Source organism: Xenorhabdus innexi (genome assembly GCF_002632485.1).
Classification (GTDB): Bacteria; Pseudomonadota; Gammaproteobacteria; order Enterobacterales; family Enterobacteriaceae; genus Xenorhabdus; species Xenorhabdus innexi.
Genome location: NZ_NIBU01000039.1, coordinates 22,810 through 34,946, shown reverse-complemented (window position 1 = coordinate 34,946; position 12,137 = coordinate 22,810). Strand labels below are relative to the sequence as shown.

Genomic DNA, 12,137 nt, shown 5'->3' with positions numbered 1-12,137 from the left:
ATTCATTGCCGAAGCCTGTGGTCTTAATGAGGGACTGGGAGTGAAAGGCCAGTGGGGAACGCTTCAATCCATGGAGACACGCATGCAGTTTCTATCAGACCCGACACATCGGATCCGATTCGTTTATACCCCCAAACACGCTTCCTGGTTAAATCAAATTGAATGTTGGTTCAGTCTGGTCTCCCGACATTTGCTCAGGCGGCTTTCCGTCAGCAGCAAAGCGATATTACGGACATGCATTTTAAAATATATCGAATATTACAACCGGGTATTAGCTAAACCTTTTAAGTGGCTTTACCGTGGGAATACAAAGTGATGTCATTAATTGCAGAATACACCACTAGAGTTATTCAAGTTGGTGGACATACTTAGAGGCTTCTATCAGGGGTTAAATTGAGTAGATAGCGTGCTTAGGATACTGTTTTCCGACTGGGGCGAACGGTAGATCATCGTCAAAATCCATCGGTGGTTCTTGCTGTGGTTGTTGTGGTTGCTGTGGCGATTTCCATGCTTGCCCTGAATGTGACTGCTGGCCTTGTTGACCTCCCTGTCTATTGCCCAGCATCTGCATTGTCCCGCCGATGGGGTTAACCACAATCTCCGTTGTATAGCGATCTTGTCCCTGTTGGTCTTGCCACTTCCGTGTTTGCAATTGGCCTTCAATATAAATCTGGCTGCCTTTCTTCAGATATTCACCGGCAACTTCTGCCAGTTTTCCGAACAGAACCTCACGGTGCCATTCTGTTTTTTACCTCAGCTCACCTGATTGCTTGTCTTTCCATGCTTCAGACGTTGCCTGAAGTGACCAAAATCATTGAACCACATCAAATATGAGGTGGCTGAGAAATTGGGCGTCAAGCAAGCGGCGGTGTCCCAGTTTGAAAAAGCCGAACGTCTTCGTCAGGCCACACTGGAAAAATTGGCTGCACTTTATGGGCGTAGGCCGACACAATTAACACTGGATTAAAATCAATTCAGGCAACCCAAAACAGGGGCGGATTGCCCCTGATAATATAGTTGGTATGAGAGTCGAGTTAGTTAGAATTAAGCAGCTCTGACTATGTAGTTAAATGCAATATTACGTGGTCGTGATTCTGTTTCACCATCTGGTGCAGATGTTAATCCATATGCAGGTCCTGTCCATCCACCGGCTGGCCTATTCTCATAGTTGCTTGCGGTATATGCTTTGGCAAATATGCTTGAAGTTCCGGGATTTCCTCCGGGGCCTCCTCCATATGCGCCAAGGTCTTCATGACTATGCGATTTATTAGCACTCTTCTGTGATGACATCAGGTGACGATCCTGATCAACTCCTCGCCCACTATCCCAACCACGAATAAATTCCCCTCTCAAATCAGGTAATACCCCTTCGGGATAAGCAAGGGCCAGTTTAGGATATCTTGTTTTATCAAATGAATCACCGTTACATATCAGCCAGCCTTCTGGTGCAAATTCTGTTGGCCAAGGAACGGGAACACCAACAGGTAAGGCTAAATTAGCATTCTCATTTGCATTATTAGCATTTTGATTCGCAGCATTGGCTAGATCAGATGCTTTTTTAACAGCCTTAGAGGTTGCAACGGTTAACTCACTATCACTATCCGTTTCATTACTCAGAGTAACGAATCCCGGCTCTACCTGAGTTGCATAGGGATGATTACGACTTTTGGCATGTTCTTCAATTTTTTCTTTGACATATTCTGGCGTTGCAACAATAACCAAATTGCTATCTTCTGAAGTAGAAGCATCAGGCTTCTTATCTTGCATAGTTATTCCCTCATATAATCAACAATACATATTGCTAAGTAACATGAAGGCGGTGGGAGACTTCTCCGCCGGTGAACATCAATAAAATGGGTTCATCAATTTGGGAGAGTACGGCTTGACTAATTAAATGGTTAGTTATTGAGTGAGCTATTATGTTGTTGGAGTTAGCTTGAAAATAATCTTTTCAAAAGTATATATATCGTATAAGCCTTCTTTTGTTGTGTATGTTCTTACTCCACTCATTATGATATTTCCATCAGCCGTTCTAATACCATTCCAAGAATCCGCTATGACATGTTTTCTTGGGCTAGCTGTTAGGATAGAGTAAAAGCTTATTTGGGCAGGCCACTGCTGATCATCAGCAACGAATCTATATTGTCCAAATATTTCGTCATAATTAACCCCTCCTGTTAAAGTACTATGACTGACAAAAGAACCCTTGAAGATACCTGGAGAGGGATTATTATCAGTTACTGTAAGTGTATAATTGAGATCTTCGCTTATATAAACGCCATTTACCGAGCCTACTGTAGACATAAGATTATCCTCTTATCATTAAGTAATAACGTGTTTTATTAAATACCCTATTAAAAAATGAATACTCGAGAGATCGTAATGGAATATGTTAATTGCTAAATAACAATAAATGGCATAGGTGTTATAAAAGGATGTTTGTTTTGTGGATATATCAAAGTTTCATGGTTGGTTGTATTTTAGCCTAACAAAGAGAGCGCCAGAATTAATAAATGTTATTTTTTGACCAATTAATTGCTACTTCTGTGACAGAAAGAAAAAATCAAAGGGTACGTAAAAGGGCAGCTACCTGCCCCTTAAATCATTCAGCTTTTTGCTGCATGAGTTTATTGAACTTCTCGTGTAATGATTGCGGGTACAGTTCTGTGTAGACCTGCCATAATACATTGAGTGAACGATGCCCGGTAACTTGTGCCACTTCTTCAATTGAGAACCCAGCTTCAGCATGTTTAACACATATACTTTTGTTCTACCTGCTTTACCACCCAAGTTCGGATCATAGAGATATTTGTATATAAGCTCTCTCACTGTTACATCTGTGGCATCATCGTTTGATGGAATTCCGTTTTCCTCCAGTTCTGCTGCGCGTTTTGAACCCCAGCTTTTAGCTTGAGCCATCTTACCGAAGGTTTTTGTTTCACGATGGAGATGTTTTCCGCTTTCTTTTATCCCTACCGTGCAGCGATACCTAATAACGCCATCAGCTCTAGGACGCTTCACTATGTTATAATAGGCCATTGTTCACCTCAAAGATGCCAGTACACCATTGAGAGTGGTGTACTGTATGGTGTACCTAGAAATCAAAAATAGCCTGAAATGTATAAAAATGCACGAAAATAAAGAAACCGAGAAATGCATAGGAAGCGTTAAAACAAAGGGATTTCCGCATAAGCAGTGGAGTGGGCGCTTCTCCGTTGCGCCCATGCTTGATGGGATGTGCTATCTATAAAAATCATGTAGTTACATTTTTAAGGGGTGCTATTGGGGTGCTGAAATAAGCGCAGCATCCCAATAGTTTCAGAGGGGTTCTGGTGGGGTTACTGAGTTGTATTCTCTTTTCTTTTAGCCTGCATTCTTTCCACTTCTTTTACCGCAAGCGCCCGCTGTTCGTCAATGTATTTGGCGAGATCATTCACATGAACTATACGTGGTGACTTCTGGCTATCAGTCAGTTTGTAGGTCGGGATTTTTAGCTTACCTTCGTTCGCTTTGCGCTCTGCCGTTCCCGCCGTCATCTTGAGATACCGCTCTGCTATGGCTGACAATGGGATCTGTGAAGTTTCAAATTCCGCCATTAATAAAAATGTTGTATTCATTTTCATTTCTCTTCCCCTTTCTGATAACCGTTCTCCAAAATCACTCTCGCTACTCCCGCTGGTGTCGCCTTGTCATCCCATGTTGCACTAAAAACATAGTCGTTCAGTTCGCCAGCAAGAATGTCATCCAAATTTTTTGGTCTTGCTGAGTAGGGCACCTCATCGGGCACCCCTTCCATAATTTGAATAGTGAGCCAAGCTATTTCTTCTGCTTCCCGTTCTGGCTTACGGTATCCGGCTTTCCATATTGCATCGGTGATGTCAGAAGGATCGCCCCATGCTGACTTGATAATCTGTGCGAGATGTAGATCAATGGTTGTCATCGCTTACCGCCTCCGCTTTTGAGCACCAGCTTAAGACCTGCTCTACAAAGTGCTTGATATGCTGTCCATGATGATTTTCATCAATGTGAAATGGAATTGTTCCAATATATTCACGAATATTTGCGATTGCTTCTTTTAGAGCTTGGTTTTCATGCTGTTCTTTTTTTAACGCCTCAGCCGTATAGAACAAAACATGAAGTGGTAATTTATCCATACTCTCGTCAGCCAGAGGCTCATCTAAATCAGCGACAACGGCTTTTCGCATATCAGCCCAATCATTAGAACCATCGGTAACAGCAACGGTAAGGCTATTTGGATGATTGTCATGGATGTTAACCAGAACAACGGGGTTTTTAATTTTGCTCATGCCTGTCTCTCCGTGAGTAAATAAAATTCCAGTTCGTAGACAAGGTTCAATAAATCAAACTTCTTCCGCCATTCCGCCTTGAGAGCAATCCGTTGCTGATTAATTTCTTCCAGCTCTTTTCTCAGTGCGGCGCTGCTGGGAACCATCAGGTAATCACTTGATTCTGTTATTGGTGCTGATTCATTGGCCTTCTTCAATAACCAATCTGCCCACTCGCGCCCGTCGTCAATATGTCCAGTCAATCCAATTTCATTCTGTGCGTTATCGATACTTATCATTGTTCTTCTCCGTTAGGGTTATCGAGATCGATTGCCATCTGTCCGGCGTCTTTAAGCGCAGTAATCATTTTCTGGCGCTTACCTTTGGTCTTTTTGCGGGCGTTCATGATTTGGCTGCACACAGAAAGCAGTTCTGCTTCTTTCTGCTCGTCGTGTGCTAGCTGGTGGCGTAACTCATCAAAGCGCCCAACCATGTGATCAAGAGACGGAAGCGCATTAATTCCAATACCTGAGTTTCCCGATTTGAAATCGATAAAGGCTTGGTTCACTTGCAACTGGAATGATGGGCTTATCCATCCAGCGTATGAAACTGCGAGAAGTTCATGGGCGAAAGTACCACCGAATTTACCCTCAGAACTAACTAGACAAATTTGTCCAGTTTGATTTTCCAGCTCAGAAATCAACTCTTTAGCTGTTTTGTTACGGAAAAATTTAGCTGGCGCCTTCTCTTCACCTACACCACTCGCCTTATGAAGTGCATTCAGGTTGTAACGCCCGAACTCATCGAGTGGGATTTCAACACCGACAACCACCGGTAATAATTTGCTTGCCATTATTTCTTTCCTCGCTTGCTTTTCTTCACTGCTGTTATTTTCACGACTGCTACTTTTGGTGCTGGTGGCAGTGGAGGGCAAATGCCCTCGTGAATGTAAAAACGGTGTCTCATTTGATGAGTAATGCGTTGCGTATAATCCCTGCCGTCGTCGATGTGGACTACGGTTCTGACCAGCTCGTCGTTAATGTCCACTATCTGGTGGTGCTGCTCAGTCACGGTTTGCCTCCTCACGGATAATTTTGTAAGCACGGATCATGTGATTCGACTTACCGGTGATAACTGTTCTTCTGAAAAGGAAGCCGACAGAAGAGGCGCGAACAGGTGCGGCTAATAACGCAGCATCAACACAGCGATGGTGCTTACGGCGTTCAGTGATGAAACTGGCAATGGTGATTTGTGCTGTACTGCCTTTGTCCTGATAGTCTATTTTCATAAATCCAACTCCCTCAATCGCTGTTCGGCAAGCTCAAAAGCATCCTTATAAACAGGTAAAGCAATAAAAATAGGATTGCCGTAAAGTTCGTTAGTCAGGGCACTGAACCGGAATCGACAGGGTGCTTCCATGCCGGAGGGTTCGATAAGAACAATGCCTTTGCGAAACATCAAATAGGGATAGGCCAGATACTCGAGGCGAAAGTACGGCATCACACTCTGCTTTTCTGTTGGGATGACCTTATCTAAGTCAGGGAAGCGCCCATTGATAATTTCCAGACGCGTGAAGCTAAATGCGGCATTATCATCATCCAGGTGAATAGCTCTTGGCTCATCACCGAATTGAATTTCAGTAAAGCAAGCCTCTTTTGGAATATCACCGCAGAACCGGATAACCAGATCGAAGTTGGTTGCATCACTCTCATCAAAGAATGCACCCTTGCCCTCGATAAGTTCCATACGAACCACCACATTCCCGTTGGTAGCTTCAATATGTTGCCGGGTGATGTGGACTCCGGTTAATCCGGGATGTTTTTTCGCCTGTTCTTCTTTAGCTACACAAACCAATGCAGCACGCAACAAATCGGTATCAATGATCATGACTTCACCTCCGGTGTGTAAATGGCTTTGTCGTGGTGATATTCGCCGTTCCATGATTTCTTCATCGGTAGTTCGCCTTTCATGTACAGGGCGTACAGGCGGTGGCAGCCTTTCTCCAGCAATACAGCGGTACGGGTGATAAAAGGGTCTTGTCCGTGTGGCTTTATCTCGTTTTCATCTTCGGTGAGATAACGGTCACGGGCGTAAGAAGCGACACGCCAGCGGGGTTTTTTCTCGGGGTCTCTCTGCTCGTTGTAAAGCCAGTTCCTTTCCATTGCCCACCACATCATTTTGGCGGTATTCACACCGTTCAATCCCTTGCAGAACGCAGGCAGGGTCAGGCCTTTGGTAAAGTGCTTTTCCAGACTATCCACGGTGGCATTCAGTGTTTTGTTTTCACCTTCAAGACGCTCGACGTTTTCGGCATACACAGACAGCATTGAACGCAACTTCGCTGGGTTACTTAATAGTTCAGCTTCTGTTGTGAGGTTATCCCGGCGAGTAAAATAGAATTCGGTCAGGTCATCGAAGTAGTTCCAGGCCTGATCGGTTTCCAGCATCTTGGAATGGTTTGCTGCACCGCGTTCTGTCCATAGATAAAGTCTTGTTGTGTGTTTATTAACCACCGGACTAATTGTCTGTTGGTTCATGATCGTTCTGAAATCTCGTAGCTCATCGCCCTCCAAAAGAAAGTAATGCTTGCCTTCATGAAAGCGAGACTCATTGCGTTTATAGTTTTTTTGGATGTTATCTTTGTCGGTGTTATACCCCGCAGCTAACTGCTCAGTGGTCACAACACGCTGACCGCGATATTCGACAACCTGCAATTCTTTGGCGGATATGGGTGCTAATTCGTTTTTCTTGCTCATTACTTTGCTTCCTTAAGTTCAATTTTCATTTTCTTGGCATAACGACGCATCGAGCGATTAAGGGGAATTAATACGTTCCCGTCATTGGTTGAATAAGGGTCTATATACTTCTTTGCGTTTTCATATGTATTTGGTGACTCGTCTTTTAGCTGAATTAACTGGGGAACCGATATCCCCATAAAACTCTGCTGGGTTTTACTTCTTTTTCTTTTTGCCATTACCACCCCTCGCGAATAATCACTTTTGATTGCCGAATGCAGCGCAAATTATTCTTGGTGCATTCCTGTTCTTGTTTCTTATTCTGAGATAATGAAAGCGCCTCACCCCATTTCTCAGTAGCACGGCGAAATAGATTTCTGCTTTCAAGTTCTCTGGCTTGATTTATTGTCTGCTCACGTGTTGTCATCATTTGCCGCCTGTTTATTCATGTACTCTTTTAATGCCGCTGCCGTTCTCTGGTTTTCTTTCTGACTTCTTAATGCGGCACTGTGGCTGTGATGCAATAAATGTCTTTTTTGATTATGCTCTTGACGATATTCAGCCCAGAGTTGAGTATTAATAGTGGTTGCTAAGTTTTTCGCTTTCCCCCAATATTCAGCAGCCATGTCATACTTTTCTTCTTTCTCATTTTGGATAGCGGTATTAGCCAGTTCTAAATAGGTTTTATTTTTCATTTTATGGGTTCCGTTTTCTTTGCAATAAGAATTAATATTTAATTCATAAACTCTTCACCTTCTTCGCTGAGGTTGCCGAATTTGGTATAGAAGTTGTTATATGAATCTATGAGTAATTTCTCTGCTATTGATTTTTTACTTAATTTCAATACGCCGCGTTCAAAGTACTCAATTAATGCAATGGTTAATATCTTTTTGTCTAAATCGAGTCGGTATTTAGTTTTACCCACCTTGACTATTTCAGAATGACAACCGTATTTCTTTTGTAAGGCATCTAATTTAATTTGAATAAAAGCCTTTCGCTTTCTTTCAAGCAAAGTGGTTTGTGTCATTATTGATTTCCTGTTTTCAGCGTGAGCGATTCCCCAGTGCAGGCACTGTAATTAAATTGGGTTTATTATTTTTATTTTTAATTATTATTTTTATTTTTTGCTTTTTCTAAATTATCCAAAACTGTTAAAAGATTATCTCTTGCTGTTCTGCATTCCTTTTCAAGTCGGGCAATTTCTCTTATCTGCCTAATATCGGCTTTCAGTTCTTCCAGAACTCGTTCCTGTCGCCTCATGAAGTCAGGACGCATTGCACCTTTACGTAATTTAGTGGTTCCGTCTTCCTGCTTAACTTTTTCGGCGGGGTAATTGCTTGGCCTTTTTTCTTTATCAAACTGCTCCTGTGCCCGAATGTAAGCCAATTTATTCAGTGCGCCGCTTTCACTGAGATAAGCCCTGTTAGCACCGCGAACGACATAGACTTCACGTAGTTCAATCTGGATATCTTGGTTGGTGGCTACTTCTATTGGTGCACGCGTTGTCATAATTCTTTTCCTCTTATTTGTGCTATTTCTTCTTCAATATCGAATACCTGATCTACAGCAATACTGAGAAGGTGAGCGTCATGTTTATCACTTTCATTTTCCAGTAATAAAGTAATATAGGTTTTCAATCCTTCTACTTTACTGGCGCTAACTTCCAATTTATTACACAGAGAATTATTGTTATTACCCCCCCCTGAGACGTTTCTTAATTTTTCAGCCAGTGTTTTCATTTGGCGATAAATACCACGACACATTAAATATGCATCGACTGAATCACCATCTTCAATTTCTGACATTAATGGGACTAATTGTGTTTCTATTTCTTCGGCAATTTCAACGGCTGTTTGTAATGTATTTGACATATTCCACCCTGAAATTTTATTTTTAATTTAGGTTATTATTTAATGTATCCAGATCTTTATATTGTGACATTGATAAACGATACACAGCACGTAACATTGCGTGAGTATCAGAATTAGCTTCATTTTCAACGGCGGTTAATAACGGAAGTAATATCGCCTGCATTTCTTCGTTAAGTTCCATTACATTTTTTAAAGCTTCTTTATCACCAACTAACATTTCTGTTTTCATATTATGCCACCTTGTTTTTCTCGTTCTGAATACGCTGGTATATTTCTTCACGATGTACTGACGTATTTTCAGGTGCTTTAATTCCGATTTTAACTTGCTTACCGTTGATGCCTAATATGATTATTTCGATATCATCACCAACTCTTATTTTTTCTTGTTCACGACGAGTGAGAACTAGCATTGGTTATTCCTTTTGGTTTAACTTAATTAACTCACCACAGCCCACTCGGAAATGAGCTGGAGTTAGTTAACCATAGATAGCCATAAGTTCACGAATACAACGGCGTTTTGATAATGCCATTTTTACGCAAATTTTACGGACGGCATAATCATCACGAAAACGAATGGCAGATTGGCGTTCGCGGCGTAATGACGCACGCACTTCATTGATAAATTCCATTGTTGCACCCTCAAAATTAATATTGTTTACTTCGACAGGGAGAACTAGCATTGGTTATTCCTTTGAGTAAGTCTAAATTATCATAAGGTGTAATTATTTATTTCGGCTTATTTTTCATTGTTGCTTTGAGTCAATTGATTTAAATTTTCAATAATCTTATTTGTTGTATCTATGGCCATTTCAATCAAATGCACTGTATCTTGATTTTTTTCTGAACTTGACCAAGTAAATAAATAAGTCTGTAATCTCTCGGCTAGGTTCAGTGGCGCTTTGATGTTTCTATTATCGTCAGATGTTTTTTCCATTTTTATTCCTTACCAATTTAGATTTTATTGATTTTTTTTGAGCTGAGTTCGCTTGATCTCTTTATGCGCTCCATTGGCTTTGACTTTATCTAAAAGATAAAATTTTGTAAATAGCAATTTGATAAATAATTTATCAAATACCCTCTCTAAAATGATAAATTATTGATATATAATGATAAATAAATTCATCATTAGTTGGGTTTATATACAAAAAAGCCAGCTCTTTAGCTGGCTCGTTATCCTGACTTCTTGCCTAAATTACCCCAACCTTGCGTACTCCATTTTCCATTTACCAACAACAAACCCATGCACGTGAAATTTTGCTTCGTTCTCCGAATCAATTTCCCACCGGTCATAAATTTGGTTATCACTAATAACAACAATCCTATCTTTTAGTAGCTGTAACCGTTTTATATGCATCCCGTTTCCATATGTAAACGCATAAATACCATCACTTATAAAGCAGTTAACCGTTACATCCAAGACAACTAACTCGCCGGGGTTAATTGTCCCCAGCATACTATCGCCAAGCGCTGTCGTTAGTTTTAATGATGTTGATGGTCTATTACCAAACATCCGTTTTGCATACTCAGGATCAACCTCAATTGAGCGAACTATATCGGGATAATCGCTGTTCAATCTACCACCTCCGCAACTAAATTCCACATCGAGCTGTTCAATCCTGTATGAAAGATCAGTAACTTCATGTGAAATGTTTTGCAAGTGATAGTTTTCTTGGTTTCTTTCTTTGTGATTATTATCACACTTATCAATAAGTTGCTGAGGGACATCTAACCAGCCAATAGGTAACTCTAAATTCTCCTCTATACGCCTAGCGATAATATCCCCAACGTTTCTGACTGCATTATCGCTCGTTAGTTGACTGAGCTGACTGGGGGGTATCCCTATCAGCTCTGCAAATGCTGCTTTTGATGTTCCTTGGCGCACATGTTGTGTCATCAAGGTGCGCAAATTATTGCGTCTTATGTCTTTAGTTTCCATATCACCATGATCACATTAATTAGCAATTTGATAAATATGCACCATGATAAAAAAACTTGCAAATTTTTATCAAAAAGATAAATTATAGGTCTAGGGTTAACTTATGAGATAAAAAAATGAGAAATGACTTACATCGCTGGAAGAAAGAAGCCAGTAAAGATGATTGGGGAAACCTTGCTCAAATTGTAGGTACGAGTGTTGGGTATTTGAATTTGATTGCTGGCGGGTTTCGTAGGGCTTCACCGGATATGGCTAGTCGCATAGAGGAAGGAACCAAACAATTTAACCGATTAACTCCGGTTAAAAAGGAAAATTTAATTTTTACAGCATCATCCAAACAATATGTTTCCTGATTACACCCAAGTGAATATGCCATCGCATTTCTACCCTGACGATGGCGTGTGGATACAGGAAATGCTGGGACGATTGCGGGTGAGTACACGGGCGAAGATAACCGCCAAGTATTCAGAAGTGTATCAGGCTGAGTGGGATAACGAACCCGTGTCATACCGCAAAGATAACGCAGCAAGACGGGCTGCCAATATCCGGCTCAGGGAATTTGTCACCAAGTACGAACGCGCGGCACAGGGTTACACGGAGAAGCCGAAAGTCGTCTCAGCGATTAACTAAGCAGTAAAACGCGTTATCAGGAGATTTATCAGTGTATCAGTTTACTAGTACTCCAATAGGGAAGAAAACCAGGGGGGTAAGGGGGGCTTGGATAGTTCAGTGGGGTAAAGGCACAGCCAAGTAAGAACTCATTACTTAAATAGATCTCAGTAGAGAGTACCCAAGTTAGATAAGTGCACTTAATAGGAAAAATCGCCGTACTACTCAAGTGATACAAAATACAACAGGAGCAAAAATGAGTACTGAGCTGAAAGCAAAATTAATCACCTTGTTGGAAGAGCAATTTTCTACCCCTGCCGACATGCAGCAATTTGAAACTGTCCTGAAAGCCAAGATCCGTGAGCAGGGTTGGTTTCTGGAAAAGAACTTCACGGTGACTGAGTTAAGCGATGGGCGTAATGGCCGCATTGACTATCTGGTCACAACACGCACCGGTGAACGCTGTGCAATTGAGGCAGATAACCGCTCACCCCGTAAGCGCTCATTGCTGAAACTGAGTGAACTCCCCGCAGGCATGTCAGGCTTCGTGCTGCTGAAAGACGGTAAGCGTCCACTGCGCTACAGCCTAAAGGGTATTGAGGTTATCCGGGCAACGCCGTTCAGGTGCTGACAAGGCTGAGGGGTTGCAGAAGTTAAGCAAGGTTGTGCTCTGGCAGAGAAAATAATTCAAGTGAGGGTA

At 41.7% G+C, this 12,137-nt stretch carries 26 protein-coding genes and 2 pseudogenes; 5 read left to right on the top strand and 23 right to left on the bottom strand.

All coding sequences use genetic code 11. The annotated features are described in order from the left end of the window. On the top strand, positions 1-316 hold a 316-nt coding region (locus tag Xinn_RS23465; RefSeq protein ID WP_211285986.1), incomplete at its 5' end, for a transposase. Between the two features lie 72 nt (positions 317-388). On the opposite strand, the pseudogene ssb reads toward Xinn_RS23465, so the two are convergent. After that, positions 389-796 (bottom strand): annotated as a pseudogene (gene ssb, locus Xinn_RS14265) (single-stranded DNA-binding protein); the annotation flags it as partial. 39 nt (positions 797-835) lie between these two features. Between ssb and Xinn_RS14260 the strand changes: the two are divergent. Then, positions 836-967 (top strand): helix-turn-helix domain-containing protein, encoded by a 132-nt coding sequence (locus tag Xinn_RS14260; protein ID WP_244590211.1) that lies wholly within the window; start codon positions 836-838, stop codon positions 965-967. A 77-nt stretch (positions 968-1,044) separates the two neighbouring features. On the opposite strand, the gene Xinn_RS14255 is transcribed toward Xinn_RS14260, so the two are convergent. The 22 genes and pseudogenes from Xinn_RS14255 to Xinn_RS14140 form a co-directional block, all read right to left on the bottom strand. Next, on the bottom strand, positions 1,045-1,767 hold the full coding sequence (locus tag Xinn_RS14255; RefSeq protein WP_244590210.1) for a phage tail protein: 723 nt from the start codon (positions 1,765-1,767) through the stop codon (positions 1,045-1,047). 150 nt (positions 1,768-1,917) lie between these two features. After that, the gene (locus tag Xinn_RS14250) at positions 1,918-2,304 is read right to left on the bottom strand and encodes a hypothetical protein (protein ID WP_086954116.1); all 387 of its coding nucleotides are present in this window, start codon (positions 2,302-2,304) and stop codon (positions 1,918-1,920) included. Positions 2,305-2,602: 298 nt separating this feature from the next. Further along, positions 2,603-2,743 (bottom strand): annotated as a pseudogene (locus Xinn_RS23715) (site-specific integrase); the annotation flags it as partial. A gap of 595 nt (positions 2,744-3,338) precedes the next feature. After that, the gene (locus tag Xinn_RS14235) at positions 3,339-3,617 is read right to left on the bottom strand and encodes a pyocin activator PrtN family protein (protein WP_086956491.1); all 279 of its coding nucleotides are present in this window, start codon (positions 3,615-3,617) and stop codon (positions 3,339-3,341) included. A 2-nt stretch (positions 3,618-3,619) separates the two neighbouring features. Beyond that, positions 3,620-3,940 (bottom strand): hypothetical protein, encoded by a 321-nt coding sequence (locus Xinn_RS14230; protein WP_086954115.1) that lies wholly within the window; start codon positions 3,938-3,940, stop codon positions 3,620-3,622. After that, positions 3,927-4,307, bottom strand: a complete 381-nt coding sequence (locus tag Xinn_RS14225) for a hypothetical protein (RefSeq protein WP_086954114.1) — start codon at positions 4,305-4,307, stop codon at positions 3,927-3,929. The genes Xinn_RS14230 and Xinn_RS14225 overlap by 14 nt, the downstream gene beginning before the upstream one ends. Then, positions 4,304-4,585 carry a hypothetical protein gene (locus Xinn_RS14220; protein WP_086954113.1) on the bottom strand — a complete coding sequence of 94 codons (282 nt, stop codon included), beginning with the start codon at positions 4,583-4,585 and terminating at the stop codon, positions 4,304-4,306. The genes Xinn_RS14225 and Xinn_RS14220 overlap by 4 nt, the downstream gene beginning before the upstream one ends. Next, positions 4,582-5,139, bottom strand: coding sequence for a KilA-N domain-containing protein (locus Xinn_RS14215; RefSeq protein WP_086954112.1), 558 nt, complete (start codon positions 5,137-5,139; stop codon positions 4,582-4,584). The genes Xinn_RS14220 and Xinn_RS14215 overlap by 4 nt, the downstream gene beginning before the upstream one ends. Positions 5,140-5,349: 210 nt before the next feature. Then, complete coding sequence (locus Xinn_RS14205) at positions 5,350-5,574, bottom strand: hypothetical protein (RefSeq protein WP_086954110.1); 225 nt, start codon at positions 5,572-5,574, stop codon at positions 5,350-5,352. After that, positions 5,571-6,173 carry a beta clamp domain-containing protein gene (locus Xinn_RS14200; protein ID WP_086954109.1) on the bottom strand — a complete coding sequence of 201 codons (603 nt, stop codon included), beginning with the start codon at positions 6,171-6,173 and terminating at the stop codon, positions 5,571-5,573. Before Xinn_RS14200 ends, Xinn_RS14205 begins: the two co-directional genes overlap by 4 nt. After that, positions 6,170-7,042, bottom strand: coding sequence for an ORF6N domain-containing protein (locus Xinn_RS14195; protein WP_086954108.1), 873 nt, complete (start codon positions 7,040-7,042; stop codon positions 6,170-6,172). Before Xinn_RS14195 ends, Xinn_RS14200 begins: the two co-directional genes overlap by 4 nt. After that, on the bottom strand, positions 7,042-7,260 hold the full coding sequence (locus Xinn_RS14190; RefSeq protein WP_086954107.1) for a hypothetical protein: 219 nt from the start codon (positions 7,258-7,260) through the stop codon (positions 7,042-7,044). Before Xinn_RS14190 ends, Xinn_RS14195 begins: the two co-directional genes overlap by 1 nt. Next, a complete protein-coding gene (locus tag Xinn_RS14185; RefSeq protein WP_244590209.1) occupies positions 7,260-7,451 on the bottom strand; it encodes a PerC family transcriptional regulator in 192 nt (63 codons plus the stop codon). Before Xinn_RS14185 ends, Xinn_RS14190 begins: the two co-directional genes overlap by 1 nt. Further along, positions 7,435-7,716, bottom strand: a complete 282-nt coding sequence (locus tag Xinn_RS14180; RefSeq protein ID WP_086954105.1) for an ANR family transcriptional regulator — start codon at positions 7,714-7,716, stop codon at positions 7,435-7,437. The genes Xinn_RS14185 and Xinn_RS14180 overlap by 17 nt, the downstream gene beginning before the upstream one ends. Positions 7,717-7,754: 38 nt before the next feature. Then, positions 7,755-8,048, bottom strand: coding sequence for a hypothetical protein (locus Xinn_RS14175; RefSeq protein WP_086954104.1), 294 nt, complete (start codon positions 8,046-8,048; stop codon positions 7,755-7,757). 77 nt (positions 8,049-8,125) lie between these two features. Then, on the bottom strand, positions 8,126-8,530 hold the full coding sequence (locus tag Xinn_RS14170) for a hypothetical protein (protein ID WP_086954103.1): 405 nt from the start codon (positions 8,528-8,530) through the stop codon (positions 8,126-8,128). Next, the gene (locus tag Xinn_RS14165; RefSeq protein WP_086954102.1) at positions 8,527-8,892 is read right to left on the bottom strand and encodes a hypothetical protein; all 366 of its coding nucleotides are present in this window, start codon (positions 8,890-8,892) and stop codon (positions 8,527-8,529) included. Before Xinn_RS14165 ends, Xinn_RS14170 begins: the two co-directional genes overlap by 4 nt. A gap of 22 nt (positions 8,893-8,914) precedes the next feature. Continuing rightward, positions 8,915-9,121 (bottom strand): hypothetical protein, encoded by a 207-nt coding sequence (locus tag Xinn_RS14160; protein WP_086954101.1) that lies wholly within the window; start codon positions 9,119-9,121, stop codon positions 8,915-8,917. Position 9,122: 1 nt separating this feature from the next. Beyond that, on the bottom strand, positions 9,123-9,302 hold the full coding sequence (csrA, locus tag Xinn_RS14155) for a carbon storage regulator CsrA (protein ID WP_086954100.1): 180 nt from the start codon (positions 9,300-9,302) through the stop codon (positions 9,123-9,125). A gap of 66 nt (positions 9,303-9,368) precedes the next feature. Next, positions 9,369-9,572 (bottom strand): hypothetical protein, encoded by a 204-nt coding sequence (locus Xinn_RS14150; protein WP_086954099.1) that lies wholly within the window; start codon positions 9,570-9,572, stop codon positions 9,369-9,371. Positions 9,573-9,628: 56 nt separating this feature from the next. Then, entirely contained in the window at positions 9,629-9,826 is a 198-nt protein-coding gene (locus tag Xinn_RS14145; RefSeq protein WP_086954098.1) for a hypothetical protein, read from the bottom strand. 258 nt (positions 9,827-10,084) lie between these two features. Then, positions 10,085-10,828 carry a LexA family transcriptional regulator gene (locus Xinn_RS14140; RefSeq protein WP_086954097.1) on the bottom strand — a complete coding sequence of 248 codons (744 nt, stop codon included), beginning with the start codon at positions 10,826-10,828 and terminating at the stop codon, positions 10,085-10,087. 116 nt (positions 10,829-10,944) lie between these two features. On the opposite strand from Xinn_RS14140, the gene Xinn_RS14135 reads away from it, so the two are divergent. From Xinn_RS14135 to Xinn_RS14125, 3 genes are all read left to right on the top strand, one after another. Continuing rightward, positions 10,945-11,181 carry a transcriptional regulator gene (locus Xinn_RS14135; protein ID WP_086954096.1) on the top strand — a complete coding sequence of 79 codons (237 nt, stop codon included), beginning with the start codon at positions 10,945-10,947 and terminating at the stop codon, positions 11,179-11,181. Positions 11,182-11,197: 16 nt separating this feature from the next. After that, positions 11,198-11,458 (top strand): hypothetical protein, encoded by a 261-nt coding sequence (locus tag Xinn_RS14130; RefSeq protein ID WP_086956490.1) that lies wholly within the window; start codon positions 11,198-11,200, stop codon positions 11,456-11,458. Positions 11,459-11,693: 235 nt separating this feature from the next. Continuing rightward, complete coding sequence (locus Xinn_RS14125) at positions 11,694-12,068, top strand: hypothetical protein (protein ID WP_086954095.1); 375 nt, start codon at positions 11,694-11,696, stop codon at positions 12,066-12,068. Positions 12,069-12,137 lie beyond the last annotated feature (69 nt).

Coding starts and splice junctions, on each gene's coding strand:
- csrA (WP_086954100.1), bottom strand. CDS start 9,302: ATGCTAGTTCTCACTCGTCGTGAACAAGAAAAAATAAGAGTTGGTGAT.
- Xinn_RS14255 (WP_244590210.1), bottom strand. CDS start 1,767: ATGCAAGATAAGAAGCCTGATGCTTCTACTTCAGAAGATAGCAATTTG.
- Xinn_RS14215 (WP_086954112.1), bottom strand. CDS start 5,139: ATGGCAAGCAAATTATTACCGGTGGTTGTCGGTGTTGAAATCCCACTC.
- Xinn_RS14230 (WP_086954115.1), bottom strand. CDS start 3,940: ATGACAACCATTGATCTACATCTCGCACAGATTATCAAGTCAGCATGG.
- Xinn_RS14250 (WP_086954116.1), bottom strand. CDS start 2,304: ATGTCTACAGTAGGCTCGGTAAATGGCGTTTATATAAGCGAAGATCTC.
- Xinn_RS14170 (WP_086954103.1), bottom strand. CDS start 8,530: ATGACAACGCGTGCACCAATAGAAGTAGCCACCAACCAAGATATCCAG.
- Xinn_RS14125 (WP_086954095.1), top strand. CDS start 11,694: ATGAGTACTGAGCTGAAAGCAAAATTAATCACCTTGTTGGAAGAGCAA.
- Xinn_RS14160 (WP_086954101.1), bottom strand. CDS start 9,121: ATGAAAACAGAAATGTTAGTTGGTGATAAAGAAGCTTTAAAAAATGTA.
- Xinn_RS14175 (WP_086954104.1), bottom strand. CDS start 8,048: ATGACACAAACCACTTTGCTTGAAAGAAAGCGAAAGGCTTTTATTCAA.
- Xinn_RS14140 (WP_086954097.1), bottom strand. CDS start 10,828: ATGGAAACTAAAGACATAAGACGCAATAATTTGCGCACCTTGATGACA.
- Xinn_RS14195 (WP_086954108.1), bottom strand. CDS start 7,042: ATGAGCAAGAAAAACGAATTAGCACCCATATCCGCCAAAGAATTGCAG.
- Xinn_RS14205 (WP_086954110.1), bottom strand. CDS start 5,574: ATGAAAATAGACTATCAGGACAAAGGCAGTACAGCACAAATCACCATT.
- Xinn_RS14185 (WP_244590209.1), bottom strand. CDS start 7,451: ATGATGACAACACGTGAGCAGACAATAAATCAAGCCAGAGAACTTGAA.
- Xinn_RS14220 (WP_086954113.1), bottom strand. CDS start 4,585: ATGATAAGTATCGATAACGCACAGAATGAAATTGGATTGACTGGACAT.
- Xinn_RS14135 (WP_086954096.1), top strand. CDS start 10,945: ATGAGAAATGACTTACATCGCTGGAAGAAAGAAGCCAGTAAAGATGAT.
- Xinn_RS14180 (WP_086954105.1), bottom strand. CDS start 7,716: ATGAAAAATAAAACCTATTTAGAACTGGCTAATACCGCTATCCAAAAT.
- Xinn_RS14145 (WP_086954098.1), bottom strand. CDS start 9,826: ATGGAAAAAACATCTGACGATAATAGAAACATCAAAGCGCCACTGAAC.
- Xinn_RS14190 (WP_086954107.1), bottom strand. CDS start 7,260: ATGGCAAAAAGAAAAAGAAGTAAAACCCAGCAGAGTTTTATGGGGATA.
- Xinn_RS14165 (WP_086954102.1), bottom strand. CDS start 8,892: ATGTCAAATACATTACAAACAGCCGTTGAAATTGCCGAAGAAATAGAA.
- Xinn_RS14235 (WP_086956491.1), bottom strand. CDS start 3,617: ATGAATACAACATTTTTATTAATGGCGGAATTTGAAACTTCACAGATC.
- Xinn_RS14200 (WP_086954109.1), bottom strand. CDS start 6,173: ATGATCATTGATACCGATTTGTTGCGTGCTGCATTGGTTTGTGTAGCT.
- Xinn_RS14150 (WP_086954099.1), bottom strand. CDS start 9,572: ATGCTAGTTCTCCCTGTCGAAGTAAACAATATTAATTTTGAGGGTGCA.
- Xinn_RS14130 (WP_086956490.1), top strand. CDS start 11,198: ATGCCATCGCATTTCTACCCTGACGATGGCGTGTGGATACAGGAAATG.
- Xinn_RS14225 (WP_086954114.1), bottom strand. CDS start 4,307: ATGAGCAAAATTAAAAACCCCGTTGTTCTGGTTAACATCCATGACAAT.